This is a genomic window from Stenotrophomonas sp. STEN031 (assembly GCF_056759975.1).
Window position 1 is genome coordinate 20,814 of the sequence record NZ_JBRREA010000001.1, and the last position, 21,723, is coordinate 42,536.

The following is a 21,723-nucleotide window of genomic DNA, read 5'->3' on the forward strand; positions in this document are numbered from 1 at the left end:
AGCGCCAATTTAGCGACCAACTGCCGCTGTCCCCCTGTTGGCATCTATAGCCCCTCCTTCTGCTAAACCCACGGCACGCCGGGCAAATGGGATTACATCGGCTTCCGGCAGGCCGCTTCCCAGCAACTCGTAGACAAGCATCGCCGCCTCGGCCCTCTTGGCCGTTGGCAGGAACGCGTTTTTAGCCGCCAAGGCGTCTTCCACAAGCTGCAGCGCGAGGGTAAGGCGCTCCTGGTTCAGATTGTGAGACTGGGGCGAATCGCCCCCGGAACCCTTCTCCTGCAAGGCTTCCAGCCGTTCCGGCCCTTCGCCCATGAGCAGCCAGTTTAAGTTCCAGCCCCGCTGATAGAGAGCTACCAAGGTCCGTTGGTCTGGGTCGCGTTCGTCCCTCTCGTACGTCTGAAACGTCCGTAGTGGCACCCCCAGCTCATCCGCGAACTGACGCTGGGATGACGAGTCACGAATGTGTGCAATTCGCTTGCCGACAGATGTGCTCATACGTGTCGCACTTCCATGCTCGAAAGTGCGACGCGAAGTGCGACATGCGGCCCGTGTGTCGCACTTCCAGCAAGTTGTTGAATGGAAAACACTTTTCAACCCTCCGCATATTCGTGTCCCGCCAATCGAAAGTGCGACACACAAAACTGCTTGACGCAGACACGATCCTGCGTAATATCTGCGCTGTAGACACCGCCAACGGAACCCATCCAACGTGACGGCAAAACAGCCCACAAAAAAAACCAGTCAAGACGACTGGCACCCTGCCGAGGTAGGAGCTCAACTGCGCATGAAGGGCATCTCCTTGCGCCAGCTGAGCCTGCTCAACGGCTACAGAAATTCAAACAGCCTGGCCAAAGCCCTGCATAAGCCGTATCCCACGGCCGAAGCCATCATTGCCGAAGCGCTGGGCATCAGCGCTATGGAAATCTGGCCCAGCCGATACGACTCCGACGGCAAACCCAACCGGGGTAAGCCTGGCCAACCTGCCCTTATTCCTGCTGGGTTAAAGCCTAGCAGGCTGCGCGCAGCTCGCAATCCACAAACGGCGGTGGCTCGATGAACACCGCCGATATCTACAGCCTGGCCCAGGTCAATGGGCGGGGATCAGCCGGCAGTGCCCCAGTGACGGGCCAGTGCCCCGCGTCCATGCGCGCGAAAACCCCAGCAACGCAGCAGTTGGTCCACCGCCTTGCGGCCACCGATGGGTCCCGACGGACACCTGTCGGTGGAACCTCCGCCAGCGGGCTGCGCGCGGTAGCCGGTGGGGGTGTCGGATGAGCCGCCGTGCGCGCCCCGACGCCCTCACCGGGGATCTGTTCGCCCAGATCCCGCAACCCTGGCGCACCGATGCGGGCGGGATGGACTTCCGCACCCAGGTGGCCACCTTGGTCGGCCAGCTGCTGGCCGAGGCCCAAGGGCACGACAAGGATAAGGACCGTTTCTGGGTGGCTGGCCAAGTGTCGCGCTTGGTGGGCAAGGAAGTGTCGAAAAGCATGCTGGACGGTTACACAGCTGAGTCCCGCGACACCTTCAATCTGCCGTTCTATCTGGTTGCACCGCTGGAAAGCGTCTGCAGCGGAACTTTGCTGACGGATTGGCTGGCTGGGGTGCGCGGCGGGCGCTTCCTGCCCGGCGTTGAAGCCATCGATGCCGAGATCGGCCGCCGCAAACGCGAAATGGCCGATGCCCAAGCTGAAATCAAACAGCTGGAGCGTATCAAGCGCCTGCACCGGAGCCCGCGCTAATGGCCGATGGATGCCGCATCCCTGAAGCCTTCGACCTGACGCTGATTGCCACGGCCCTAAACGTGGCCAAGCGTTCGGTTGAACGGCGAGCGTCCAAGGAAAACTGGGCCTTCTCCACACGCACCGGTCGAGGTGGCGAGAAGCGTTATTACCCCCTTGCCAGCCTGCCGACAGAGGTTCAAGCCGCCATCCTGGTGCGAACCGCTCCAGCTGCCCCGGTAGCCCCGATAAAGAAAGCCGGCAAGGTTCAAGGCGTTGACCAGATCGCCAGCGCCTGGAAGCGTTGGGAAGCTGCCACCGAGCTGCTGCAGGCCCGTGCCAACCGAATGGCTGCGGCGCTGGATGCCGTCGCCAAGCTCGTAGCCCAAGGCCAGCCGTTGATGGTGGCCCGGCACGACGTGGCCGCATCCCTGCAGCGCGACAACGTGCCGGGTAGCAGCGTCGCCAGTCTCTCCCGCTGGGCCGCCGCCACTGCTGGTGCGTCCCGTTCCGACTGGGCGGCATTGCTCCTGCCCGGCTATGCCGGCAGCAACAACGTCGCCGAGTGCGATCCCCAGTGCTGGGATTGGTACAAGGGCCACTACCTGACGCGTGCCAAGCCCACGCACGCGGACACCTACCAGCGCACGAGGAACATGGCCACGGCCCAGGGCTGGGCACTGCCCAGCGCTCGCACGATGGAGCGCCGCCTGAATGCTGAAGTGAGCCGCGTGACGCAGATCGTGCTGCGTGAAGGCCCAGAAGCCGCCGCGCGCGTGCTGCCCACGCAGCCGCGCGATGCCCTGGCGTTCGCAGTGGGCGAAGCGGTCAATGGTGACGGCCTGAAGTTCGACCGGCTTTGGGTGAAGTTTGAGGACGGCGAAGTCATCAACACCGCCACCGCTTGGGTCTGGCAGGACATTCACAGCCGCAAGCTGCTGTCTTGGCGTCTGGCAAAGACCGAGAACACCGACGTTTTCCGCCTGGCCACCTATGACCTGACCGGCGTCACTGCGCCCAGCCACGTCTGGATGGACAACACGCGCGTCGCCGCCAACAAGCTGATGACTGCGGGGGCCAAGGGTCGCCATCGCTTCAAAAGCGATCCCGAAGACGGCGTGGGCCTGTTGCTGATGCTTGGCATGGATCCGCACTTCACGAACCCGGACAAGCAAAGCGGCAATCCCGGTGCAAAGCCCATCGAACGCGCCTTCGGTGTGGGTGGCTTGCATGAAATGGTTGCGACAAACCCCCGCATCATCGCAGCCAAGGGCTTCAGCAAGGCCACGGCTATCGACGTGCAGCTGCTGCGCGAAGTAATCGCCGAGGAAGTTGCACGCTTCAATGCCAAGACCATGCGCAGGACGCAGGCCTGCCGCAACGTGTTGAGTTTCGACCAGGCTTGGGAAGCCGGCCTGCAACAACGACCGCCGCGCGTGCTTGCCGATGCCCAGCGCCGTCTGCTGCTGATGGCCCGCGAAGTCATCCGGGCAGATCACAACAACGGAGAGCTGCGCATCGAAGCCGGGCGCGGGCCGTGGGGCAAGAACGCTTACTGGTGCGAACACCTGCCCCAGTACGCAGGCCGCAAGGTCGCTGTGCATTACGACCCCGACAACCTGCATGCCGGCGTCCACGTCTACAGCCTGGACGGTCGCTATCTCTTCGCTGCCGACCACATTCCGCGCGCGGCGTTCGGCGACACGAACAGCGGCCGGGAGTGGAGCAAGTTCCGTCGCAGGAACGCAAAGGCCAACAAGGAAATCGCGGCCAACGCCGTGCGCATGGATGCCCTGGAGCGCGAAGCGCTCTACCAAGCAAGCAAGGAAGACCAGAAGCCCGAGCCGCCAACAGCTGCTGCCGACTCGACTGTCGTCCGGGGCCACTTCCAGCGGACACCGGACCCACAACGCGACGCATTGAAGCGCACTGGTACGGACGACCACCGACGCGAAACCAGCCTGTCCAGCTTCCTTGAAGCACAGCAGGCCCGACAGCTGAAAGAAAGCGGCTGGGAGCCGCCAGAAATCGACCCATGAACCAAACCACCGCCGCAAACACGCCGATTCAAAGGGGAAACACCACCATGCTCGACAACACCGCCGCCAACGCCGCAACCCTGCCCACCGCCGCTGAGGCCGAAGCCGCCATTGATGTGCGCGCCCTGGTCCGCTCGCTGATCGAGAGTGACAAGCGTCTCTCCCAGGCCAAAGTTGCGACTGAGGCGGGCATCAGCAGCACAACACTGAGCCAGTATCTCAGTGCTAGCTATGGCGGCGACAATGCCGCTATCGAAGCAAAGATGCTGCGTTGGGCTGAGACGATGCAGGCCGCGCGCGCGCAGGCCGCTGCCATGCCCACTGCCCCCGGCTTTGTCGAAACGCCCACCAGTGCCCGTGTCATCGGTGCGCTGCGCTACGCCCAGGTGGCCGGCGATATGGCAGTCATCTACGGCAGCGCCGGGGTGGGCAAGTCCGAGTCCATCAAGCGCTACAAGCTGACTGCACCGAACGTCTTCCACGCAACGATGACGCGCGCTAGCGCAAACGTCGTGACGGCGCTGGAAGTCATCGCCGATGCCCTGGGCCTGACCGTCTCCGGCGGTGCCAACAAGCTGCACAAGGCGATCTGCAAGAAGCTGACCGGAACCGGCGGCTTGCTGGTTATCGATGAGGCCCAGCACCTGACCGAAGCCGCGCTGGATCAGGTGCGCGGCATCCACGATGAAACCGGGATCGGCGTGGCGTTCGTGGGTAACGAACAGGTCTACGCGCGCATGACCGGCGGCAACCGGGCTGCCTACCTTGACCGCCTGTTCTCGCGGATCGGCAAGAAAGTCCGCCTGACGAAATCGACGCAGGAAGACGTTGCCGCACTGATCGACGGTTGGGCAGTCCGAGATACGAAGACCCGCGCCCTGCTCCTGGACATCGCAAGCAAGCCGGGAGCCTTGCGCGGCGTTACGAAGGTCCTGCGCCTTGCCAGCATGTTCGCAGCGGCCGAACAGCGCCCGCTGAGCTACGACGATGTGCGGGCCGCTTGGCGCGAACTCGGGGGCGTTGAATGAGCGTCACCATGGTGACGGCCGATCTACTGACCGCCGTCAATGTCATTGGCCGGCTGGCCAGCGCGCCCCTGCAGCACAAGTGCGCGGCGGTGACCGAGATTGCCGCAAGCGGCATCGCCGTCGATCAGCTGACCGTCAGGCAGCTGATGGATATCGCGCTGAAGGCTGCCCCCTTGCGTGTTGGAACCTCAACCATGGTTGCCACCAGCACGGCCCCCCAGCGCCGCGAGATCTTCCGGCTCCTGCAGGGGGCAGGTATCGACACCAGAACCGTGCATCAGGGCTTGGACCGGCTGCTGGAGCAGGCCCGCGTCCTGATGCCCAGGGACTTGCCGCTGGACATGGCACTGCAGGGCATTAGCCACGCAGGTGCCGCGCGTTTGCTCAGGACCATCCGTATCGCCATCGAAGACAACAAGAGGGAATCGGTATGAACCAGGCATCAGCCCCCGCAATCGACCAGATCAAGAGCCACTTGGGTGAAGTGGCCGTGGCCATGTATCACCTCGGTCTGAGTGCTTACACGCCGCGCCAAGTCGTGATCGACGAGCGCAGGGCGACCATCGTCATTGAGCGCCCGGACGCCGGCAGCTTCATCAAAGGTGCGATGCGCCGCCGCCAGACGAAGGACGGCATCACGCGCACCGTTTTCACCGCCTCATTCCACGGCTGCCTCTTGGAATGGGAGGTTGCGAGCGATAGCGATGCCTGACAACCAAGACCCATTTGACGACGAGCTGCCGCCCTACCTGGGTGGCCGTCTCGCCCAGTCGCTCCAGCATCACTTCGAAGAATTCTTTGGCCCCGGCTACCTGCGCCAGCCCGAGCCAACACCACGAAAGGGAAACAACAATGAAGAATGACACCCTGCCGCCCGGCTGCCGCATCGATGCAAAGGGGCGCTTCGTCCCCGAGTCGATGATCAAGCCGATTGACCTCACCAGGGATAGCCTGGTGCAGGAAATCATCGCTGGCTTCAAGGAAGACAACGCCCGCCTGAAGGAGCGTAAGGTCAAGACCTTCAACGATATCCAAGCCTTCGTTGACCTGAGCGCCCAGGAGTTTGGCGTCAACATCGGCGGCGCGAAGGGGAACATTACCCTGATGTCGTTCGACGGCACGCAGAAGGTCGTCTTGCAGGTGCAGGAGGCCATCCGCTTCGATGAACGCCTGCAGGCCGCGAAGGAGCTGATTGACGCATGTCTCACCGAGTGGACTGAGAATGCCCGCGCCGAGCTTCGGACCCTGATCGCAGACGCCTTCAACGTGGACCATGCGGGCAATATCCGCACCGGCCAAGTGCTTGGCTTGCGCCGCCTGGTGATCGAGGATGAGCGCTGGCAACGGGCTATGCAGGCCATCGGCGAAGCCGTCCAGGTGATCGGGTCAAAGTCCTACGTGCGCGTCTATGAGCGCAACGACAAGGGCGAGTTTCAGACCATCACCCTCGACTTCGCGGCGGTGTGACCATGAAGACCGCACTGATGATCCACGCGGCAAATGCCGCCGAAGCCATCGCGCTGCTGATGGCCAACACCGTGGTCAGCATGGCTACGGAAATTGCAGACGCCACTGTCCGCGCTGATATCGAGATGTACGCGCGGGAGGTCTACTCCGAAGGCGTCCGCTACTACGACACCAGCGCCACTGCCGATGAGGACAGCAAGACGCAGTCCGACGCGCTGCGCCGAGCCGTTCGCTACATCGACAAGCGCGGCGACGCCTTGCCCTTCGCAATGAAGCGGCACATCGGCTGTCCGGCGTTGGTCTGGTTCGAAGACAAGTCAACCGAGGTGATCGCATGAACGGATATGGCGCACGAGACGCTATCAACAACCCGCCGCACGGTGATGCCACGGTGTCGGTGCTGGACTATGCGGACGGACAGGCCAAGGCGTTCCGTCAAGGCCAGGAGCAACCGCCAGCCGCTGCGCCGGGAGTCGACCTTGCCACGGCTATCCGCAACTGCTGCGAAGCCGAAAAGGCCGACCCGGATCACCCTGACACGATCTGCATCAGCGCGAGCGACCTGACCACCATCATGCAGCAGTGCATGATCGACGCCAGTCCTAATGGTGATAGCGATACGCAGTCTTGGAGGTTGCTGGTACAGGGCGAAAGGATCCAGAGCGGCGACCAGGGGCTGTTATCCGACTGCGTAACTTGGACCGAAATAGCAGGTTGGGAAGTCGGCTTACCTTACAACCCAGCATTTTTTGTTCCCATGCGCCGGACGCAGGCCACTAGTGCTGCGGTGAAGCCATGAGGACACGCAAGGACCCCCGCAGCCCACAGTTGGCCAAGATCCACATTGCCGCCGCCCAGCTCGGCATGGATGAGGAAACCCGCCGTGCCCTGTATCGCAACACTACCGGCAAGGATTCGGCCGCCAAGATGACCGAGAGTGAGCGCGACAAGGTCATTGCTGAACTGATCGCCAAGGGCTTTGTGGACAAGAAAAATGGCAACGGCAAGGCGGCCTATCCCGGCCGCCCGGTGGATACAGACAAGACTCCGCTGATGCGCAAGCTGGAAGCGCTCCTGGCCGACGCTGGTCGGGAGTGGGAGTACGCCCGTGCTACTGCCCAGCACATGTTCAAAGTGCAGCGTCTGGAATGGCTAAACGCCAGTCAACTACACAAACTGGTAGCAGCACTCCAGATCGACGCGAATAGGAGGACTAAAGGTGGCTAAGCGCGTTATCGAGCTGAGGGATTCTCGCCTCTGCTGTTGCTACGCGCTTACTTGCACTGGGCAGGCTCTGACTAACCCCCAGGCCCTTGCTCAGAGCGTCAGCAACTTTACTGAGCTTGTAGAGTGCCAACGCGGTAGCCGGATCTTGCGAGAACGTTTGGCCCATTTCTTCCAGGAAATCTTTAAGTGCTCGTGCAGAGTCCACGATTCCCTTATAGGTATCGTAAGGATGCAGATCCACAGGCTCGCCACTAATAGATTTCTTGGCCTGTTCCAAGTCCTGAACCAGGGCACTTCGCAGAGGATCGACATACTCCCGAAAGAATGCTTTGACATACATGCGTCGGTTTCTGGCTTGCGCGACACGCTCGGTCTGTTCCCGACGCAGACGTCTATCCGACGCAGAAATCTCTTCACGCGATATTTTGGCGGCATTCTCAAACTGCTGCCGCGCAAGTTGTGCGGCGTCTTCGGCTTGAACGCGAGCCCGTTCCGCCGTGTCTTCGGCCTGCTTACTCGCAATGCGAGTCGCCGTGCGAATTGCCCATATCGAGCCGACCGCCTGCACAACGGCAGCAGTGGCCTGAACCACGACGCCCAATCAATCTCACAGTTCATAACACCCCCCTGTCCATGGAGAACAGATTGTAATGCGTGCAACCTGCCCAGAGTGCGGCGCCCAAGCGCACATCAGCGCCATGTTCGTAGAGGAGGATGGCAAGCGCCTTGCCATGATCACTGCTGGCCTGGGCCCCGAGTTAGGTAAGGCCTTGTTGTCTTATCTCGGGTTGTTCAAGCCGGCCAAGCAAGGGCTGCGGCTGGCTCGCGCGGTGAAGCTCGCCCAGGAGGTCGCTGACCTGGTCACCATCGGCACCGTCTGCAAGGACGAACGCAGCTCCCTTCGCAGGCCCACGACACCGGCGCACTGGGCGGCGGGTATGGACACGATGCTTACCCAGCGCTCCAGCTTGGTCCTGCCGCTGGAGTCCCACGGGTATCTTCGGGCCGTGGTCTATGGCCTAGCGGACAAGGTTGATGCACAGCGGGAACGGCAGCGCGAAACCGAAGCCCGGACCGGTCGCCATCTGAGCCAGCCCACGGGCGTTTCGTCATCGCCGCACCAGGAATCGAAGCTGGATACCCAACTGGCCTACATCGATCACTTGGAACGTATGGATCAGATCACGGCCGAGGAAGCCACGGCACAGCGCCAGGAGGCGTTTAGCAAGTTTGGAGGTTCCAATGGTTGACCAACCGGACCTAATCCCCGACCTGCCCATCGATGCGCGGGGGCTGATGTCGGCCGATTTGGATGATCTGCCCAAGGAACGCTGGCCGCGCGATCTGGTACGGGCTATCGAGGTGGTGGAAAGTGCCTACATAGAGGCAGGGTATGCCGAGGACGTGGCGTTTGAGTTGGCACGGGCCGGCATGGTTGCCCTGGCAAATTTTGGCGGTGGCCGTCAGTGGTATCTGCCTCGAGGTGACGCGCTGCAAACGGCATTGCGCGATGCGAATATCTATCGTCGCTCTCGCCGGGGTAACATCCCGGCGCTGGCGGCAGAGTTCCGGCTTACGGAACGCCACGTCTGGCGGATTCTCCGGCAGCAGTACCATCTGCATCGCAATAAGGTCCAACTACAGCTATTCGAGGGGGAACAAGGATGAACCGGATTTTGATTCTTTGCGTCACGTTGGCTTTGGTTGGCTGCACACAGTCGCCCGAACAGAAAGCCCAGGCGCTTTGCCGAGCTGCGCTTCTGAATGCTGTAAAGAACCCCACTAGTGCGAAGATTCCGCCTGGCAACGTTGTTGCGGCAAGCTATCTCCCTGCCGGTGAGGGTTTTTCAGTCAACTGGGGACGCGGCAAAGGACTTCGCCTTCAGAATGACTTCGGTGCCATGATCGACTCGGAAGCTGTTTGTGTCGTCACGAAGGGCGTGGTCACGGGCCTTTCATTCGGCAGCATCGAGTAGGATGACGATTAGAAGCTATCGCTTCGGTTCGAATCTAAAGACATCCTCCTAGCCCCGCCAAGAGCGGGGCTTTTTCGTTACTGACGCCCGTCAGTCCCAACTGATTCGCGCGCGCGCGCAAAGTCCCATACGCAGGCACGGCGGCCTGCTTTGCCGGCAGCAACAGAATCCCCATGTTGCTGCCGGCCTCTAACGAGGGACTTATGAACAAACCGCTGCTCAACAAGGCATCCCGCCTGTTTCAACCGGTGACCAGCCTGCTCGACCGTATCGGTCATGCATGGGTGTGGTTGCTGCTTTCTCTGGTGCTGCTGGCAATCGTGGTTGCCATCAATCCGGTCAAGCTCGGCCCGTACGTGTGGTTCATGTCGAAGTTGCTGGGCGGCGCGGCCGTTGGCTACTTTGTGGACCTTGGCGCTTTCCGAGGTGCCGATCCCCGTTACTTGGACGGCATCGAAAAGGGCATGTCCCAGACCCGCCGCGCCACGATCATCGCGGCTTGCATCATCGGTGCGGGGCTGATCGGATGAGCGCGCCCACCCCTGTACGCAGCATGCGCCGCATGTGGACTGGGTTCTGGAAGCAGTTCGGCCGCGATCCAGTCGAAGCAACTCTGGCTATCACCACCCTGGTGATTCTGTTCACGGCATTGGTGTGGGGCTTGTTCAATAACCCCGCGCTAGCAGCTGAGCCCGCGAAGCCCCAGCAACGTGTCGCTATCCCCGAGGCCAGCGCGCTGTATCGCCACCGTGTGGAGCAAGTCGCCGCAGACGTTTGGGGGGTCAATGGCTCTGCAGCCAGGCTGGCAGCCCAGCTTCACCAGGAGAGCGCGTGGAAGCCGCGTGCAGTTTCACCCGGCGTTGGTGCCCAGGGCTTGGCGCAGTTCATGCCGGACACGGCGCGCTGGATCGCCCAGGTGTTCCCGGCGCAGCTCGGGAAGTTCGATCCGTGGGACCCAATGCAGTCCATCCACGCTGCAGCGCTTTACGACAAGTGGTTGCTTGACCGGGTGCAGCCCATTGGCTGGACCCGGCTAAGCGAATGCAGCCGCTGGAACTTCGCTCTACGCGGTTACAACGGTGGCGAGACGTGGCTGATGCGGGAGCGTGGCCTGACCGTAGCGGGCCGAGGTGACGCAAATGACTGGCGCAGCGTCGAGCGCTTTCGCAGTCGTGGACCTGCCGCGCACCACGAAAACATCAACTATCCGCGCCGCATCCTACAGACGCTGGAACCTGCCTACATCGCGGCGGGCTGGCCGGGGACTGCCGTATGCAACTGAGCAGCCGTGACTTCCTTGCCGTTGCACTCAAACCGGTTCTGATTGCCGTGGCCGTAGCGCTGATCGTGGGTTCCGCGCTGGGCGGATTCGTTGCTTGGAAGGTCACTTCCAACAGCCATGCCGCCCAGGAGAACCGCTCTCTGCGTGTGGATGCCCAGGCATGGGCGGACATCGCCAAACAGCAACGCCAAGCAAGCGTTGACCAGGCTATCGCCTTCGACACAGCGGTGAAGAAACTCAATGAAATCTCACAGGGGCGGGAAGATGACAAGAAGGCAATCCAAACACTCGGGCAAACGTTACGGGCCGACCTTGCCAAGCTGGCGGCGGCGCGCCCTGATCTGCGTGATATCGATCTTGGCGATGACTTCCTGCGCCACTGGAACAAAGCCATTACCGAGCCCGCCGCCAGCACCGCCGCCCCCGGACCTGCCGGCGAACCTGAAACAGCAGTGCCCAGCCGTCCCGCCAGCAACCAGCGCCAACCCGCTGGCGCTGCTGGCGCAGCACGACATGGAAGCACTGATGTACCAGGACTGCCGCAGCGCCAACGGCCGCTTGATTCAAGCTGCAACGCAATGGCACGAAACGGCGTGGCGCTGGTACTGCGAGACGGTGGCGAAGGCCAACCTGTCCGCAGTGCGCTGCACGGGTAACTGAGGGCGGCTCAATGGAAGACCTGGTTGTCCCATTGCTGGTGGTCTGCCTGGGCGGGCTGTGTGTGCTGATCTTCCTACAGATCATTTCTTGGGTGATGCACAACAACGTAGCCAGTCGAGTCAACGCACTGGAAGCACGTAGCGCCAACAGCATTACGCACGCCGAGATGCGCGGGGTCTACGAGCGCCTTTCAAGCGTAGACGCTCGCCTTGAGGCGCAGGCGTCTTCGCTGAAGGCCATCGAACAATATCTGATGGAGAAATGAGCATGAAAAAGACCTTTGACGACTACCGCCGCGAAGGCGTGCGTCTGGTACTGCTGCGACTCCTGTCCGAGCAGCCGGGCCGCACTGCCAATAGCTCGGTGCTGCACCTCGGCCTTCAGTACGTCGCCATCATCGTTGAGCGGCATGAAGTTATCGAAGAGCTGCGCTTCCTGCAGACTCACCAGCTCGTAGACCTGGAACAGATTCCGGGCATGAGCGGCCAACTCTACAAGGCCAAGCTGCGTAGCCGAGGCCTGGACGTGATCCAGGGCAACCTGGTGATCGACGGCATCCAAGAGCCGACCAGGTAACGCCATGTCGGACGCCAAGCGCCGCCGGAAAGGCAAGGTTCACCGCGCCCCCTACAGGGAGCGCTTCGAGGAACTGTTGCGGGAGGATCGCTTCACCCTGGATGAGATGGTGGCGATTATTCGCGCCGAGTTTCCCGAAGCCGACGTGAGTCGTAGTGGCCTGCACCGCTATGAGTCTTCCATCCGGGACTTCACGGAAAAGATGCAGGAGCTGGAAACCTCGGCCAAGGTGATCGCGGAGCGCTACGGACCCAATGCCGGCGACGACACCAGTTCAATGCTGGCAAATGCGATGGTGCTTCTCACCACAGACACGGTGCTGAAGCTCAACGCCAATCCCGAGGTGAAGCTCGGCGACGTGAAGACGGCCGCCCAGATCACGAAGAACGCGCTGGAGTCCAAGCGCGTGAGCCTGGACGTACGAAAGAAGATCGAAGCCGCTGCCCGCGAGAAGCTTCTGCAGGAGCAGGCAGCGAAGCTGGACAAACTGGTCAAGACGAAGGGGCTCTCCGAAGAAACCGCCGCAGACATGCGCAAGAAGATTCTGGGAATTGGCTGATGGTCCTTGCCCCCACAAATGACAGGCGTCCTTCCAGCACGGTGCCGAAGCGTACCGCGCTGGCCAAGGCCATGGCGAAGGGCGAATCCTTCGACCTGGAGCAGGAGCTTCCAGCCTCCTTTGCTGCACAGGTCAACTCGGAACTGGATGCGGTCCTGCTGAAGTACCAGCGGGATTGGTGCGCCGACACCAGCGAGCTGAAGATCGCCGAGAAGAGCCGCCGCGTCGGCCTGACCTGGGCCGAGGCTTCAGACAACGTTCTGACCGCCGCCATGTCCCGCCAGGCGGGCGGCATGAACGTCTATTACATCGGCTACAACATGGATATGGCTATCGAGTACATCGAAGCCTGTGCCATGTGGGCGCGTGTGTTCAACCAAGCGGCCGAGGCCATCGAGGAAGGCGAAGAGGTCTTCAACGATGGTAACGATGAACGGTCTATCAAGACCTATACCATCCGCTTCGCATCAGGCCATCGTATCGTTGCGCTGTCTTCGCGCCCGGCCAACCTACGCGGCAAGCAAGGCGTGGTTGTCATCGATGAGGCCGCCTTCCACGGCGCACTGGACGAACTGTTAAAGGCTGCGCTGGCTCTGCTTATCTGGGGAGGCAAAGTGCGCATCATCAGCACCCACGATGGCGACCAAAACCCGTTCAACGAGCTGATCAACATGGTTCGCGCGGGAAAGCGCAAAGGCACCATTCACCGAATCACCTTCAAGGACGCGGTGGAACAAGGTCTGTTCGGCCGCGTGTGTATGCGCAAGGGCGTGCCCTGGAACGAAGAAGCCCAAGCCAAGTGGGTCGCGGATGTGTACGCCTTCTACGGCGACGCCGCCGAAGAAGAATTGGACGTTGTCCCGTCGCAGGGTTCCGGTGCGTGGCTTTCCACCAGTCTGATCGAAGCGCGCATGTTCGATGCCCCGGTGTTGCGTTACACCGCAGAGCAGGGCTTTGAACAGCTGCCTGACGAGGAACGCGAGCGCATCATCAAGGAATGGTTGGATGAGAAGGTGGAGCCGCTGCTGAAGGCACTGGCACCTGGCTTCAACTGTTACTTCGGCCAGGACTTTGCGCGAACCGGCGACCTTACCGTGATGGTTCCTGCCCAGGTGGAGCAGAACCTGCGCAGACGCATCCCGTTCCTGCTTGAGCTGCGGAACATGCCGCACAAGCAGCAGTTCCAGATTGCCAAGTACATCATTGACGGGCTTCCTCGCTTCATGAAGGCGGCGGTGGATGCCCGAGGCAACGGCCACGCGGTATCTGAGTTCCTTGCCCAAGAATACGGGTACAACCGCGTGGACTTGGTGATGCTGACCGAGGGCTGGTATCGCGAGCAGATGCCGCCAATGAAGACGGCATTTGAAGACGACACCATGGCCGTGCCGCGTGACAAGGATGTTCTGCAGGATCTGCGATCCATCAAGGTCATCAAGGGTGTTGCGCGTATCCCCGACAAGAAGACCACGGGCGGTGATGGCACCAAACGCCATGGCGACGTCGGCATCGCTATCGCGCTGATGCACTACGCGTCCCGCCAGGACGTGGAAGTCATCGACTACAGGCGTGTGCTGGCGCACGCAAAAGACATGAAGCGGGATATCAAGCGCGGCGCTGGCTGGCGCAGCACAAAGGGGATTTGGTAATGGCCGTTAGGCAATCGAAGATCGTTGACGAAAACGGCGATCCTATCCAGGTCGAGATTCTCGACCGCGAGATCAGCGCAGGTGGCGTGACCGGCGTCCGCCAACCGTGGCATGCCGGCGTCGCCGCTGGGCTGGGTCCGGAACGTCTGGCGTCGATCTTGCAGGCAGCAGCCGAGGGCGATAACCACGCCTACCTGACGCTGGCTGAAGAAATGGAAGAGCGCGATGCGCACTACGGCAGTGTGCTGGGTACGGTGAAGCTTGCTTTGTCGGGCCTTGAGCCCACCATCGAAGCCTTCAGCGACGATGCCAAGGATGTGGAGATTGCTGACGCTGTTCGCGCCTTCGTTGGCGGTGCGCGCTTCAGCAATACGGTTTTTGACCTTGCAGATGGGCTGAGCAAGGGCTATTCCGTGGTGGAGATCATTTGGGATCGCAGCAAGACACCCTGGGTTCCGAAGGACTTCAAGTACCGTGACCCTCGGTTCTTCCGCTGGGACCGGGAAACAGGCGAAGAGCTGCGCTTGCTCGATGAGGCCGACCCGGTCAACGGTATCCCCCTGCCGCCGTACAAGTTCATCGTGTTCCGCCCCAAGCTGCGCAGCGGCCTGGGCGTCCGCAGCGGCCTGGCGCGCCTGGTTGCTGTGGCCTATATGTGCAAGGCCTGGACCTGGAAGGATTGGATGGCCTTTGCCGACGTGTTCGGGCTGCCAATGCGCGTGGGCACCTACGGCCCCGGTGCCAAGGAAGAAGACATTGATCAGTTGATGCGGGCTGTGGCCAATCTGGGCAGCGACGCAGCGGCGGTGATCCACGAAAGCACCAAGATTGTCTTTGAGGAAGCGGCCAACACTGCCGGCGCTGCCGACTTCTTCGAGAAGCTGGCCACCTTCTGGGACAAGCAGGTCAGCAAGGCTGTGCTGGGTCAGACGATGACCACCGACGATGGTGCCAGCCTGTCGCAGGCCGAGGTCCACGAAGGAGTGCATACCCTGCGTCTGCGTGCATTCGCCAAGGCACTGGCAATTGAGGTGCAGTCGAGCCTGGTCGTGCCGTTCGTGGACCTGAACTATGGCCATGGTCGGTATCCGAAGGTCACCTATCCGGTGCCAGATCCTGAAGACCTGAAGCTGTTGCTGGAGGCACTGGAGAAGTTGGTGCCGATGGGCTTGGAGGTTGAGCAATCAGTGATCCGCGACAAGTTCCGCATTCCCGACCCGGACAAGGGCAAGGATGTGAAGCTGCTGCGTCCGCCGATGCAGAGCGTGCCGGTGGAGACGCCTGCAGACCCGAAGCCCCGCGCCCAGGCAGAGAACCGGCAGCAGCCCGCGCCGAGCAGGGAGGATCAGCTGGTTGCATTGCTCGCACCGAGGGCAGACCGCGTGATTGCTGGTTGGATTGACCAGGTGCAGGCGCTGGTCGATGGGGCCGTATCGCTGGAGGACGTGCGGGACGGGCTGCTGGGGCTGTTCCCCGATCTGGACGGCCATCAGCTGGGCCAGCTGATGGCCCAGGCACTGACGGCGGCCGGTGTTGCCGGCATGTCCGATGCACTGGACGACTCTGATGCCTGAAGTGCGCGGCAACTTCAAATCGTTCCCGGCGGCGGTCGATTACTTCCGGCGCAAGGTGAACATTCCCACCGCACGTTGGGATGACCTGCAGCAGACGGACCATGCCAATGGCTTCGTGGTTGCCGGGGTCACCAAGGCGGCGGTCCTGGACGACATTCGCCAGGCGGTTGATGCCGCCATCGCCAATGGCGAGACGTTGGAAGACTTCCGCGCGCGGTTCCGCGACACCATCCGGCGTTTCGGCTGGCCCGGTGGCAAGGGGGGCGATCACCAAGCCGGTTTCAACTGGCGCACCTCGGTCATCTATCACACCAACCTGCGCACGGCGTACATGGCGGGCCGGTGGGAATCACTGAAGGCGTTCCCGTACCTGAAGTATCAGCACAACACCGTTACCAATCCTCGCCACGATCACCTGGCATGGGACGGCAAGGTTGTGGCCACCAATGATCCATGGTGGGAAACCCACTACCCGCCGAACGGTTGGGGATGCCGCTGCAGCGTCACCGGCATTTCTGCTGCCCGGATGAAGGTGATGGGCAAGGCCGGCCCTGATGCGCCACCCGCGCCAAGTCATGGCGATCCTGCACCGGAATGGAGCTACAACGTCGGCGAGTCCGCGCGTTCGCTGGGGGGCGCAGAAGGGCTTGGCCGCAAGGTAATGGACCTGCCGGCCGACTGGCGCAAGGCGGTCCTGCAGGACGCGGCCGCGCGTAACGTGTCGTGGTTCCAACCGGATTGGAACACTGTCCTGGACGCCGCCCTGCAGGTCCGGTCTTCGGGGCGCGCTTCGCCTGCAGGCTGGATCGCCGATGACGTGCTGCAGGAGCTGGCCAAGCCGGTCGAGCGACGCATCACCACGCATGCAGGCATCACCCCGCAGTCGGCGCTGATCGCGGTTACCGATCGGCAGCTATCCCACGCCCTACGGGACGCGGCCGACGCTGACCGTTCGCTGCTGGCCGAAGGCCTGCGCACGCTGCCGAGCTGGGTCAGCAATCCACCTGCCGCCTGGCGGCAGCTCTCCCCGAGCAATCTGGCCGTGGGCTATGAGTTGGAAGATGGGCGGTTCTTTGTGGCCTATGTGCGCATGGAGAGCTTCCCCAGTCGCACCCCAGAGAAGGTTTTGGCCAACTGGTTGGTCACTGCCGAGATTCGAACCGCTGAGCAGCTGCGCGACTACGCACGGCTGAAATGAGAAAGGGGTGGGCAATATGCCCACCCCTTCGGATATCAAGGACGGCGACGGGATTCGAACCCGCATCACCAGGTGCCGACCAGGCCACCTTCCCACTGCCAGCTGTGGTCCCACCGTCCACGGGCGAACCATACCATGACCGACAAGACCGGCCCTTTCACAATCACCATCGATGACTCCCAGGTGCAGCGGTGGTTTGGCGAGCTGCTGCAGCGCGCCCAGGACCAGAGCGGCCTCATGGCCGACGTGCGGGAATACCTGATCGAATCAACCCAAGGGCGCTTCGTCACTGGCATTGGCCCCGATGGCATTGCCTGGGCACCACTGGCCGATGGTAGTGGCCGCACGCCGCTCCTGAAGTCGGGCCGCACGCGCGACGGCATCAATGGCGAGTCGGGCCCGGACTGGGTTGAAATCTACTCCGACGCCCGGCAGGCCCGCTGGCACCAGGAAGGCACGCCGCCCTACGAGATCCACGCAAAACCGGGCAAGGCGCTGTTCTGGCCGGGCATGCGCACCCGCCCAGGGAAAGATGGGGCGCAGGTGCCGGCGTTCGTGCAGAAGGTCAACCATCCTGGGCTACCGGCTCGGCCGTTCATGGGCATCAGCAGCGAAGACGACCAGGTGATTTCCGACCTCGCCATTGCCTGGCTGGAACTTGGGGAATCCGGTTCCGTCAGGTGACCCCCCAGAAACGGCCTCTGAGGGCCGTGGAGCCCCCCAGAGCGCACCCACGGTGCCACCGACAGGGGCCGCTGGCGGCCTGCGGCGATTTAAACGGTCTTCGAACGGTGTCCTGACCGTCTCGCTGCCCCGCATCTGGACAACCAACCCCAAAACGGGCACTTTGCCTGCCGTCGCCATCTCCGGCGACCATGGTGCGGGCCACCGTCGCCGGGACTGCCGGCACAGCGAAATCAGGCCCCTCACTTACTGACGCACGTCAGTCCCACGCAACGCGGACCTGCACCCACTCTGGGCGGCATGCGAAACCGCCTTGCTCTCAATATCGACCTTTCCGGCTACGACTCGGCCCCCGAGTTCGTGGAACTGATCGCCGCACCTGACCCAGCCAGCCAGCGCATCGTCGGCCGCGATGGCCGCACCTGGTTGTTCGACGCTGCTGGCCAGACTGCCGTCCAGGACAACTTCCGGGCTGGTGCCGTCGAGCTGCCCATCGATTGGGAGCACTCCACGCAGCACCGTGCCCCCAAGGGTGAGCCGGCTCCGGCCGCCGCATGGATCGAGGCCGTTGAGATCCGCGAAGGCGGCACGTTGTGGGGGCGTGTGAACTGGACCGAACGTGGCGCTGAGCAGGTCACCAGCCGCGCCTATCGCTACCTGTCCCCTGTCTTCGACTACGAGCCGGACACCGGCCGCATCGTCCAGCTCGTTTCGGCCGGCCTGGTCAACAAGCCGAACCTGTTCCTGACCGCACTCAACCAAGAGGAAACACCCATGCCGCGTTCTGCATTGCTCGCGGCCGCCATCGTGGCGGCCCTGGGCCTGAAAGAAGACGCCACCGATGACGCCGTGGCCACCGCCCTGAATGCTCTGAAGAAGGACAAGGACGACACAGCCACGGCGCTCAACACACAGCAAACCCCCAGCCTGGATCGCTTTGTGCCGCGCGGTGATTACGACTCCGCCGTCAACCGTGCCACCAATGCCGAAAACGCATTGAAGACCCGCGACAAGGCCGACCACGCCGGTGCCGTGGACACCGCAATCAAGGGCGCGCTGGCGGCCGGCAAGATCACACCCGCTACCGAGGACTATCACCGCGCTGCGTGCAGCGATGCTGCAGGCCTGGAGCGCTTCAAGGCCTTCGTGGGCACCGCGCCGGCCGTGGGCGGGGAAACCGGCCTGGATGGCAAGCCGCTGCCGGCCGGTGCCACCGCAACCGCCCTGAACGCCGAACAGCGCAAGGCCTGCAGCCTGTTGGGCATTTCCGAAGCCGACTTCCTGAAGACGCTGCAGGCTCAGGCCTCGGCCTAAACCCAGCGCACCGCCCCATCACCATATAAAGGGTCTATCCAATGACACTCGTTACCTCTCCGCTGATCCAGGCGTTGTTCACGGGCTTCAAAAAGCTCTTCCAGGACGCCAAGGATGAAGCGCCCACCCACTGGCAGAAGATTGCCACCGAGGTGCCCAGCAGCACCAAGAGCAATACCTACGGCTGGCTGGGCGACTTCCCGCAGTTCCGCGAATGGATCGGCGACCGCGTCCTCAAGGCCATTAAGGAATTTGGCTATTCCATCGTCAACAAGGACTGGGAAACCAGTGTCAGCGTCAAGAAGACTGACATTGAAGACGACGAACTCGGCATCTACACGCCGCTGTTCAAGGAAGCCGGCCGCGCCGCGAAGATCCAGCCGGACATTCTGGTATTCAAGGCACTGAAGAACGGCACCAATCAGCTGTGCTACGACGGCCAGAACTTCTTCGACACTGACCACCCTGTCTACCCGAACAGTGACGGCACTGGTGTCGCCACAACGGTTTCCAATTCCGACGTGGATACGGTTGCGCGCCCGAACAACCCGACCTGGTACTTGCTCTGCACCAACCGTGCGATCAAGCCGATTATCTTCCAGAACCGCAAGAACCCGGCACTGACGGCGATGACGGCGCTCACCGACGAGGTCGTGTTCACCAGCAACCTGTTCCGCTTCGGCGTGGACAGTCGCAACAACGTCGGCTACGGCTTCTGGCAGATGGCCTATGCCAGCAATCAGCCACTGACCAAAGAAAACTTCGCAGCTGCCAAGGCCGCACTGGAATCGTTCACCGCAGATGGCGGCAACCCCTTGGGCATCGAAGCCACCCTGCTGGTGGTGCCGCCGCTGCTGGAAAGCGCCGGCCGCAAGCTCGTCATCAAGGATGAAAACGGCGGCAACGAATGGGCTGGCAGCGTCGAGCTGCTGAAGACGCCCTGGCTGGCCTGATAGCCACCTCAACCTGACCCACTCGGTATGGCCCGCACTGGCGGGCCATATCAAAGGAGCATGTATGTCGGAGCAGAACGCTCTGTGGATCGTCGCCAAGCGTGAGCCCTATTTCCGCTGTGGCTTTGCGATGAAGAAGACCGGCCTGGGCATCGCTCTGGCGGCACTGACAGATGACCAGGTCGGCCGCTTCAAGTCCGACCCCAACCTCACCGTTTCCGAAGTGACCTTTGATGAAGCCCAACTGGCTAATTCCCAGGTAGCCAAGGCTGAAGCCGCTCACTCCCAGGCATTGGAGGAAGCACGCGACCAGGTCAATGCGGCCAACGCCGCTGCGGCTGAGAATGCCGAGAAGACCAGAGCCGACGCTGTCGCTGCCATCTACGCGGAAGCGAAGGTTGCCGCCGATGCGGCCGCTGCAGCTGCCCAGCTCGCGCTGGACGATGCTGTTGCCAACGCGCGCGCCATCGTTGCTGACGCCGAAGCGGTCGCTGCCAAGAAGGCACAGGACGAGCTGGCCGATGCTGTCGCAGCTGTTTATGCCGAAGCTGAGAAGGCCGCCGACGCTGCTGCGGCTGAAGCCGCAAAGGCCAAGGATCAGGCCGTTGCCGATGCCAAGGCCGATGCTGCCAAGGGCGGCAAGAAGGGCGGCAAGTAACGTGTACGTCACGGCCAAACAACTTGCTGAAGGCTCCGGCAAGCTGCGGGAACTGGCCGAGCTGTACACGGTAGACGAAGCGCTCCTGGGCGTGGTGATCGCCCAAGGCTCCACGGATACCTGGGAACCTTCCCAGGTATCTGAGGCAGTCGAAGCGGTGGCCAGCATTGAGCGCTTCGCAGTGCAGGCCACCGCCGAGGTGGACGCACGTCTGGTGCAGCGTGGCTACACCGTGCCGATGGACCCGGCCCAGTTCGGCATTCTGACCGTCTGGGCGCGGGCCATCGCGCGCTACCACCTGCATCCGCAGCGCGACAACACCACGCAAGACTCCGGGCGCATCGAACGGGACTACCGCAGCGCGCTCAATGCCCTGGAACTGGTCGCCATCGGCAAGCTCACGCTGGGGGCCAATGACCCGCTTGCGCCGGCTCCGGTCACCGATGAACAAGGCGGCCCGACCCGCGTCAGTAGCCGGCGGCGCATGTTCGACCGGCGCACGTTGAGGGGCCTATGAGCTTTCTCGGCCCGTTTCCCGTTGATGATGCAATCGCGCGCCTGCAGAAGCACGCCAAGAGCCTGAAAATTGTCTCAGGTGCTGCGGGTTTGCGTGCCGCCCTGGATAGCCAGCCCAACAACAACCCAGCGGCCTACGTTCTGAGTGAAGAGCGTGGCGGCAAGGTCAAGTACAGCGGCCCACCGATTCAGCAGCCCGTGAGCGTCAGCCTGCAAGTTGTGCTGTTCGTCCAAAGCTCTGCAAACGAAAAGGCAGGCGCAGGCGCGGAATCGGTGATGCGAACGGTCAAGAAAGACGTGCGCCATGCGCTGCTGGGTTGGGTTGCTGGCCCGGCTTTCAGTGAACTGACTTTCCAGGGCGAACGTACCGAGTCCTACAAGGCTGGCTGGTACGCAGTCCAGATGATCTTTGTCTGTGAATACACCATGTCCCACAAGGCTCCCGAATGAACAAGCCACACACACCGACTACCCACGGCACTTGGCGCGTGATCGACGGCCGCCTGGTTGATGAATCCATCGCAGCAACGGTGCCGTCTCCGGCACCTGTGCTGCCCGACACCCCTGCCGCCGATGCTGCTGACGGCAAGGCAGCACCCAAGAGCCGCAAGGCACCCACTCCCTCGGCTGACTAAAGGA

At 62.3% G+C, this 21,723-nt stretch carries 32 protein-coding genes and 1 tRNA gene; 30 read left to right on the top strand and 3 right to left on the bottom strand.

The annotated features are described in order from the left end of the window. Positions 1–9: 9 nt before the first annotated feature. Positions 10–498 carry a helix-turn-helix domain-containing protein gene (locus ACVOLQ_RS00080; RefSeq protein ID WP_481526620.1) on the bottom strand — a complete coding sequence of 163 codons (489 nt, stop codon included), beginning with the start codon at positions 496–498 and terminating at the stop codon, positions 10–12. A gap of 214 nt (positions 499–712) precedes the next feature. Here ACVOLQ_RS00080 and ACVOLQ_RS00085 point away from each other — a divergent pair, with 214 nt between their 5' ends. From ACVOLQ_RS00085 to ACVOLQ_RS00135, 11 genes are all read left to right on the top strand, one after another. Further along, the gene (locus ACVOLQ_RS00085; RefSeq protein ID WP_481514642.1) at positions 713–1,060 is read left to right on the top strand and encodes a helix-turn-helix domain-containing protein; all 348 of its coding nucleotides are present in this window, start codon (positions 713–715) and stop codon (positions 1,058–1,060) included. A gap of 214 nt (positions 1,061–1,274) precedes the next feature. Beyond that, positions 1,275–1,745, top strand: a complete 471-nt coding sequence (locus tag ACVOLQ_RS00090) for a hypothetical protein (RefSeq protein ID WP_481526621.1) — start codon at positions 1,275–1,277, stop codon at positions 1,743–1,745. Beyond that, positions 1,745–3,763 (top strand): transposase domain-containing protein, encoded by a 2,019-nt coding sequence (locus ACVOLQ_RS00095; RefSeq protein ID WP_481526622.1) that lies wholly within the window; start codon positions 1,745–1,747, stop codon positions 3,761–3,763. The genes ACVOLQ_RS00090 and ACVOLQ_RS00095 overlap by 1 nt, the downstream gene beginning before the upstream one ends. Next, positions 3,760–4,791 carry an AAA family ATPase gene (locus ACVOLQ_RS00100; protein ID WP_481526623.1) on the top strand — a complete coding sequence of 344 codons (1,032 nt, stop codon included), beginning with the start codon at positions 3,760–3,762 and terminating at the stop codon, positions 4,789–4,791. The genes ACVOLQ_RS00095 and ACVOLQ_RS00100 overlap by 4 nt, the downstream gene beginning before the upstream one ends. Further along, positions 4,788–5,225, top strand: a complete 438-nt coding sequence (locus ACVOLQ_RS00105; RefSeq protein WP_481526624.1) for a hypothetical protein — start codon at positions 4,788–4,790, stop codon at positions 5,223–5,225. Before ACVOLQ_RS00100 ends, ACVOLQ_RS00105 begins: the two co-directional genes overlap by 4 nt. After that, positions 5,222–5,503: a hypothetical protein gene (locus ACVOLQ_RS00110; protein WP_481526625.1), complete on the top strand. Its 282-nt coding sequence runs from the start codon at positions 5,222–5,224 to the stop codon at positions 5,501–5,503. Before ACVOLQ_RS00105 ends, ACVOLQ_RS00110 begins: the two co-directional genes overlap by 4 nt. Continuing rightward, positions 5,496–5,654, top strand: a complete 159-nt coding sequence (locus tag ACVOLQ_RS00115; RefSeq protein WP_481526626.1) for a hypothetical protein — start codon at positions 5,496–5,498, stop codon at positions 5,652–5,654. The genes ACVOLQ_RS00110 and ACVOLQ_RS00115 overlap by 8 nt, the downstream gene beginning before the upstream one ends. Beyond that, a complete protein-coding gene (locus ACVOLQ_RS00120) occupies positions 5,644–6,258 on the top strand; it encodes a DUF3164 family protein (RefSeq protein ID WP_481526627.1) in 615 nt (204 codons plus the stop codon). Before ACVOLQ_RS00115 ends, ACVOLQ_RS00120 begins: the two co-directional genes overlap by 11 nt. Positions 6,259–6,260: 2 nt before the next feature. Next, a complete protein-coding gene (locus ACVOLQ_RS00125) occupies positions 6,261–6,596 on the top strand; it encodes a hypothetical protein (protein WP_481526628.1) in 336 nt (111 codons plus the stop codon). Next, on the top strand, positions 6,593–7,057 hold the full coding sequence (locus tag ACVOLQ_RS00130; protein ID WP_481526629.1) for a hypothetical protein: 465 nt from the start codon (positions 6,593–6,595) through the stop codon (positions 7,055–7,057). Before ACVOLQ_RS00125 ends, ACVOLQ_RS00130 begins: the two co-directional genes overlap by 4 nt. 29 nt (positions 7,058–7,086) lie before the next feature. Continuing rightward, the gene (locus ACVOLQ_RS00135) at positions 7,087–7,485 is read left to right on the top strand and encodes a gp16 family protein (protein WP_481526630.1); all 399 of its coding nucleotides are present in this window, start codon (positions 7,087–7,089) and stop codon (positions 7,483–7,485) included. Here the strand turns inward: ACVOLQ_RS00135 and ACVOLQ_RS00140 are convergent. Next, complete coding sequence (locus ACVOLQ_RS00140) at positions 7,472–8,077, bottom strand: hypothetical protein (protein ID WP_481526631.1); 606 nt, start codon at positions 8,075–8,077, stop codon at positions 7,472–7,474. The genes ACVOLQ_RS00135 and ACVOLQ_RS00140 overlap by 14 nt on opposite strands. A 58-nt stretch (positions 8,078–8,135) precedes the next feature. Here ACVOLQ_RS00140 and ACVOLQ_RS00145 point away from each other — a divergent pair, with 58 nt between their 5' ends. The 12 genes from ACVOLQ_RS00145 to ACVOLQ_RS00200 all read left to right on the top strand — a co-directional run bounded on the left by ACVOLQ_RS00145 (position 8,136) and on the right by ACVOLQ_RS00200 (position 16,959). Next, positions 8,136–8,735, top strand: coding sequence for a hypothetical protein (locus ACVOLQ_RS00145; protein WP_481526632.1), 600 nt, complete (start codon positions 8,136–8,138; stop codon positions 8,733–8,735). Continuing rightward, on the top strand, positions 8,728–9,153 hold the full coding sequence (locus ACVOLQ_RS00150) for a Mor transcription activator family protein (RefSeq protein WP_481526633.1): 426 nt from the start codon (positions 8,728–8,730) through the stop codon (positions 9,151–9,153). The genes ACVOLQ_RS00145 and ACVOLQ_RS00150 overlap by 8 nt, the downstream gene beginning before the upstream one ends. Next, positions 9,150–9,461, top strand: a complete 312-nt coding sequence (locus ACVOLQ_RS00155) for a hypothetical protein (RefSeq protein ID WP_481526634.1) — start codon at positions 9,150–9,152, stop codon at positions 9,459–9,461. The genes ACVOLQ_RS00150 and ACVOLQ_RS00155 overlap by 4 nt, the downstream gene beginning before the upstream one ends. A gap of 203 nt (positions 9,462–9,664) precedes the next feature. Then, positions 9,665–9,991, top strand: a complete 327-nt coding sequence (locus ACVOLQ_RS00160; RefSeq protein ID WP_481526635.1) for a hypothetical protein — start codon at positions 9,665–9,667, stop codon at positions 9,989–9,991. Next, positions 9,988–10,743: a transglycosylase SLT domain-containing protein gene (locus ACVOLQ_RS00165; protein WP_481526636.1), complete on the top strand. Its 756-nt coding sequence runs from the start codon at positions 9,988–9,990 to the stop codon at positions 10,741–10,743. Before ACVOLQ_RS00160 ends, ACVOLQ_RS00165 begins: the two co-directional genes overlap by 4 nt. After that, positions 10,734–11,399, top strand: a complete 666-nt coding sequence (locus tag ACVOLQ_RS00170; RefSeq protein ID WP_481526637.1) for a hypothetical protein — start codon at positions 10,734–10,736, stop codon at positions 11,397–11,399. Before ACVOLQ_RS00165 ends, ACVOLQ_RS00170 begins: the two co-directional genes overlap by 10 nt. Positions 11,400–11,413: 14 nt before the next feature. After that, entirely contained in the window at positions 11,414–11,668 is a 255-nt protein-coding gene (locus ACVOLQ_RS00175) for a hypothetical protein (RefSeq protein ID WP_481526638.1), read from the top strand. Positions 11,669–11,670: 2 nt separating this feature from the next. Further along, a complete protein-coding gene (locus tag ACVOLQ_RS00180; protein WP_481526639.1) occupies positions 11,671–11,979 on the top strand; it encodes a VpaChn25_0724 family phage protein in 309 nt (102 codons plus the stop codon). A gap of 4 nt (positions 11,980–11,983) precedes the next feature. Next, a complete protein-coding gene (locus ACVOLQ_RS00185) occupies positions 11,984–12,538 on the top strand; it encodes a phage protein Gp27 family protein (protein ID WP_481526640.1) in 555 nt (184 codons plus the stop codon). Next, positions 12,538–14,187, top strand: a complete 1,650-nt coding sequence (locus ACVOLQ_RS00190; protein ID WP_481526641.1) for a hypothetical protein — start codon at positions 12,538–12,540, stop codon at positions 14,185–14,187. The genes ACVOLQ_RS00185 and ACVOLQ_RS00190 overlap by 1 nt, the downstream gene beginning before the upstream one ends. Beyond that, the gene (locus tag ACVOLQ_RS00195; RefSeq protein ID WP_481526642.1) at positions 14,187–15,761 is read left to right on the top strand and encodes a DUF935 domain-containing protein; all 1,575 of its coding nucleotides are present in this window, start codon (positions 14,187–14,189) and stop codon (positions 15,759–15,761) included. Before ACVOLQ_RS00190 ends, ACVOLQ_RS00195 begins: the two co-directional genes overlap by 1 nt. Then, a complete protein-coding gene (locus tag ACVOLQ_RS00200) occupies positions 15,736–16,959 on the top strand; it encodes a phage head morphogenesis protein (protein WP_481526643.1) in 1,224 nt (407 codons plus the stop codon). Before ACVOLQ_RS00195 ends, ACVOLQ_RS00200 begins: the two co-directional genes overlap by 26 nt. A 38-nt stretch (positions 16,960–16,997) precedes the next feature. Here ACVOLQ_RS00200 and ACVOLQ_RS00205 read toward each other — a convergent pair. Beyond that, positions 16,998–17,078 (bottom strand) — tRNA-Thr (locus ACVOLQ_RS00205). A gap of 16 nt (positions 17,079–17,094) precedes the next feature. Between ACVOLQ_RS00205 and ACVOLQ_RS00210 the strand changes: the two genes are divergently transcribed. The 7 genes from ACVOLQ_RS00210 (at position 17,095) to ACVOLQ_RS00240 (ending at position 21,719) form a co-directional block, all read left to right on the top strand. Next, entirely contained in the window at positions 17,095–17,643 is a 549-nt protein-coding gene (locus ACVOLQ_RS00210) for a phage virion morphogenesis protein (protein WP_481526644.1), read from the top strand. 300 nt (positions 17,644–17,943) lie between these two features. Continuing rightward, positions 17,944–18,957: a phage protease gene (locus ACVOLQ_RS00215; RefSeq protein WP_481526645.1), complete on the top strand. Its 1,014-nt coding sequence runs from the start codon at positions 17,944–17,946 to the stop codon at positions 18,955–18,957. 41 nt (positions 18,958–18,998) lie between these two features. Further along, the gene (locus ACVOLQ_RS00220) at positions 18,999–19,910 is read left to right on the top strand and encodes a Mu-like prophage major head subunit gpT family protein (protein ID WP_481526646.1); all 912 of its coding nucleotides are present in this window, start codon (positions 18,999–19,001) and stop codon (positions 19,908–19,910) included. 64 nt (positions 19,911–19,974) lie between these two features. Further along, positions 19,975–20,568, top strand: a complete 594-nt coding sequence (locus ACVOLQ_RS00225; protein ID WP_481526647.1) for a hypothetical protein — start codon at positions 19,975–19,977, stop codon at positions 20,566–20,568. 1 nt (position 20,569) lies between these two features. Then, the gene (locus tag ACVOLQ_RS00230) at positions 20,570–21,085 is read left to right on the top strand and encodes a phage protein Gp36 family protein (RefSeq protein ID WP_481526648.1); all 516 of its coding nucleotides are present in this window, start codon (positions 20,570–20,572) and stop codon (positions 21,083–21,085) included. Continuing rightward, positions 21,082–21,534 carry a phage tail terminator protein gene (locus ACVOLQ_RS00235; protein WP_481526649.1) on the top strand — a complete coding sequence of 151 codons (453 nt, stop codon included), beginning with the start codon at positions 21,082–21,084 and terminating at the stop codon, positions 21,532–21,534. The genes ACVOLQ_RS00230 and ACVOLQ_RS00235 overlap by 4 nt, the downstream gene beginning before the upstream one ends. Then, positions 21,531–21,719 carry a hypothetical protein gene (locus ACVOLQ_RS00240; RefSeq protein WP_481526650.1) on the top strand — a complete coding sequence of 63 codons (189 nt, stop codon included), beginning with the start codon at positions 21,531–21,533 and terminating at the stop codon, positions 21,717–21,719. The genes ACVOLQ_RS00235 and ACVOLQ_RS00240 overlap by 4 nt, the downstream gene beginning before the upstream one ends. Positions 21,720–21,723 lie beyond the last annotated feature (4 nt).

Coding starts and splice junctions, on each gene's coding strand:
- ACVOLQ_RS00080 (WP_481526620.1), bottom strand. CDS start 498: ATGAGCACATCTGTCGGCAAGCGAATTGCACACATTCGTGACTCGTCA.
- ACVOLQ_RS00090 (WP_481526621.1), top strand. CDS start 1,275: ATGAGCCGCCGTGCGCGCCCCGACGCCCTCACCGGGGATCTGTTCGCC.
- ACVOLQ_RS00095 (WP_481526622.1), top strand. CDS start 1,745: ATGGCCGATGGATGCCGCATCCCTGAAGCCTTCGACCTGACGCTGATT.
- ACVOLQ_RS00100 (WP_481526623.1), top strand. CDS start 3,760: ATGAACCAAACCACCGCCGCAAACACGCCGATTCAAAGGGGAAACACC.
- ACVOLQ_RS00105 (WP_481526624.1), top strand. CDS start 4,788: ATGAGCGTCACCATGGTGACGGCCGATCTACTGACCGCCGTCAATGTC.
- ACVOLQ_RS00110 (WP_481526625.1), top strand. CDS start 5,222: ATGAACCAGGCATCAGCCCCCGCAATCGACCAGATCAAGAGCCACTTG.
- ACVOLQ_RS00115 (WP_481526626.1), top strand. CDS start 5,496: ATGCCTGACAACCAAGACCCATTTGACGACGAGCTGCCGCCCTACCTG.
- ACVOLQ_RS00120 (WP_481526627.1), top strand. CDS start 5,644: ATGAAGAATGACACCCTGCCGCCCGGCTGCCGCATCGATGCAAAGGGG.
- ACVOLQ_RS00125 (WP_481526628.1), top strand. CDS start 6,261: ATGAAGACCGCACTGATGATCCACGCGGCAAATGCCGCCGAAGCCATC.
- ACVOLQ_RS00130 (WP_481526629.1), top strand. CDS start 6,593: ATGAACGGATATGGCGCACGAGACGCTATCAACAACCCGCCGCACGGT.
- ACVOLQ_RS00145 (WP_481526632.1), top strand. CDS start 8,136: ATGCGTGCAACCTGCCCAGAGTGCGGCGCCCAAGCGCACATCAGCGCC.
- ACVOLQ_RS00150 (WP_481526633.1), top strand. CDS start 8,728: ATGGTTGACCAACCGGACCTAATCCCCGACCTGCCCATCGATGCGCGG.
- ACVOLQ_RS00155 (WP_481526634.1), top strand. CDS start 9,150: ATGAACCGGATTTTGATTCTTTGCGTCACGTTGGCTTTGGTTGGCTGC.
- ACVOLQ_RS00160 (WP_481526635.1), top strand. CDS start 9,665: ATGAACAAACCGCTGCTCAACAAGGCATCCCGCCTGTTTCAACCGGTG.
- ACVOLQ_RS00165 (WP_481526636.1), top strand. CDS start 9,988: ATGAGCGCGCCCACCCCTGTACGCAGCATGCGCCGCATGTGGACTGGG.
- ACVOLQ_RS00170 (WP_481526637.1), top strand. CDS start 10,734: ATGCAACTGAGCAGCCGTGACTTCCTTGCCGTTGCACTCAAACCGGTT.
- ACVOLQ_RS00175 (WP_481526638.1), top strand. CDS start 11,414: ATGGAAGACCTGGTTGTCCCATTGCTGGTGGTCTGCCTGGGCGGGCTG.
- ACVOLQ_RS00180 (WP_481526639.1), top strand. CDS start 11,671: ATGAAAAAGACCTTTGACGACTACCGCCGCGAAGGCGTGCGTCTGGTA.
- ACVOLQ_RS00185 (WP_481526640.1), top strand. CDS start 11,984: ATGTCGGACGCCAAGCGCCGCCGGAAAGGCAAGGTTCACCGCGCCCCC.
- ACVOLQ_RS00190 (WP_481526641.1), top strand. CDS start 12,538: ATGGTCCTTGCCCCCACAAATGACAGGCGTCCTTCCAGCACGGTGCCG.
- ACVOLQ_RS00195 (WP_481526642.1), top strand. CDS start 14,187: ATGGCCGTTAGGCAATCGAAGATCGTTGACGAAAACGGCGATCCTATC.
- ACVOLQ_RS00200 (WP_481526643.1), top strand. CDS start 15,736: ATGCACTGGACGACTCTGATGCCTGAAGTGCGCGGCAACTTCAAATCG.
- ACVOLQ_RS00210 (WP_481526644.1), top strand. CDS start 17,095: ATGACCGACAAGACCGGCCCTTTCACAATCACCATCGATGACTCCCAG.
- ACVOLQ_RS00215 (WP_481526645.1), top strand. CDS start 17,944: ATGCGAAACCGCCTTGCTCTCAATATCGACCTTTCCGGCTACGACTCG.
- ACVOLQ_RS00220 (WP_481526646.1), top strand. CDS start 18,999: ATGACACTCGTTACCTCTCCGCTGATCCAGGCGTTGTTCACGGGCTTC.
- ACVOLQ_RS00225 (WP_481526647.1), top strand. CDS start 19,975: ATGTCGGAGCAGAACGCTCTGTGGATCGTCGCCAAGCGTGAGCCCTAT.
- ACVOLQ_RS00235 (WP_481526649.1), top strand. CDS start 21,082: ATGAGCTTTCTCGGCCCGTTTCCCGTTGATGATGCAATCGCGCGCCTG.
- ACVOLQ_RS00240 (WP_481526650.1), top strand. CDS start 21,531: ATGAACAAGCCACACACACCGACTACCCACGGCACTTGGCGCGTGATC.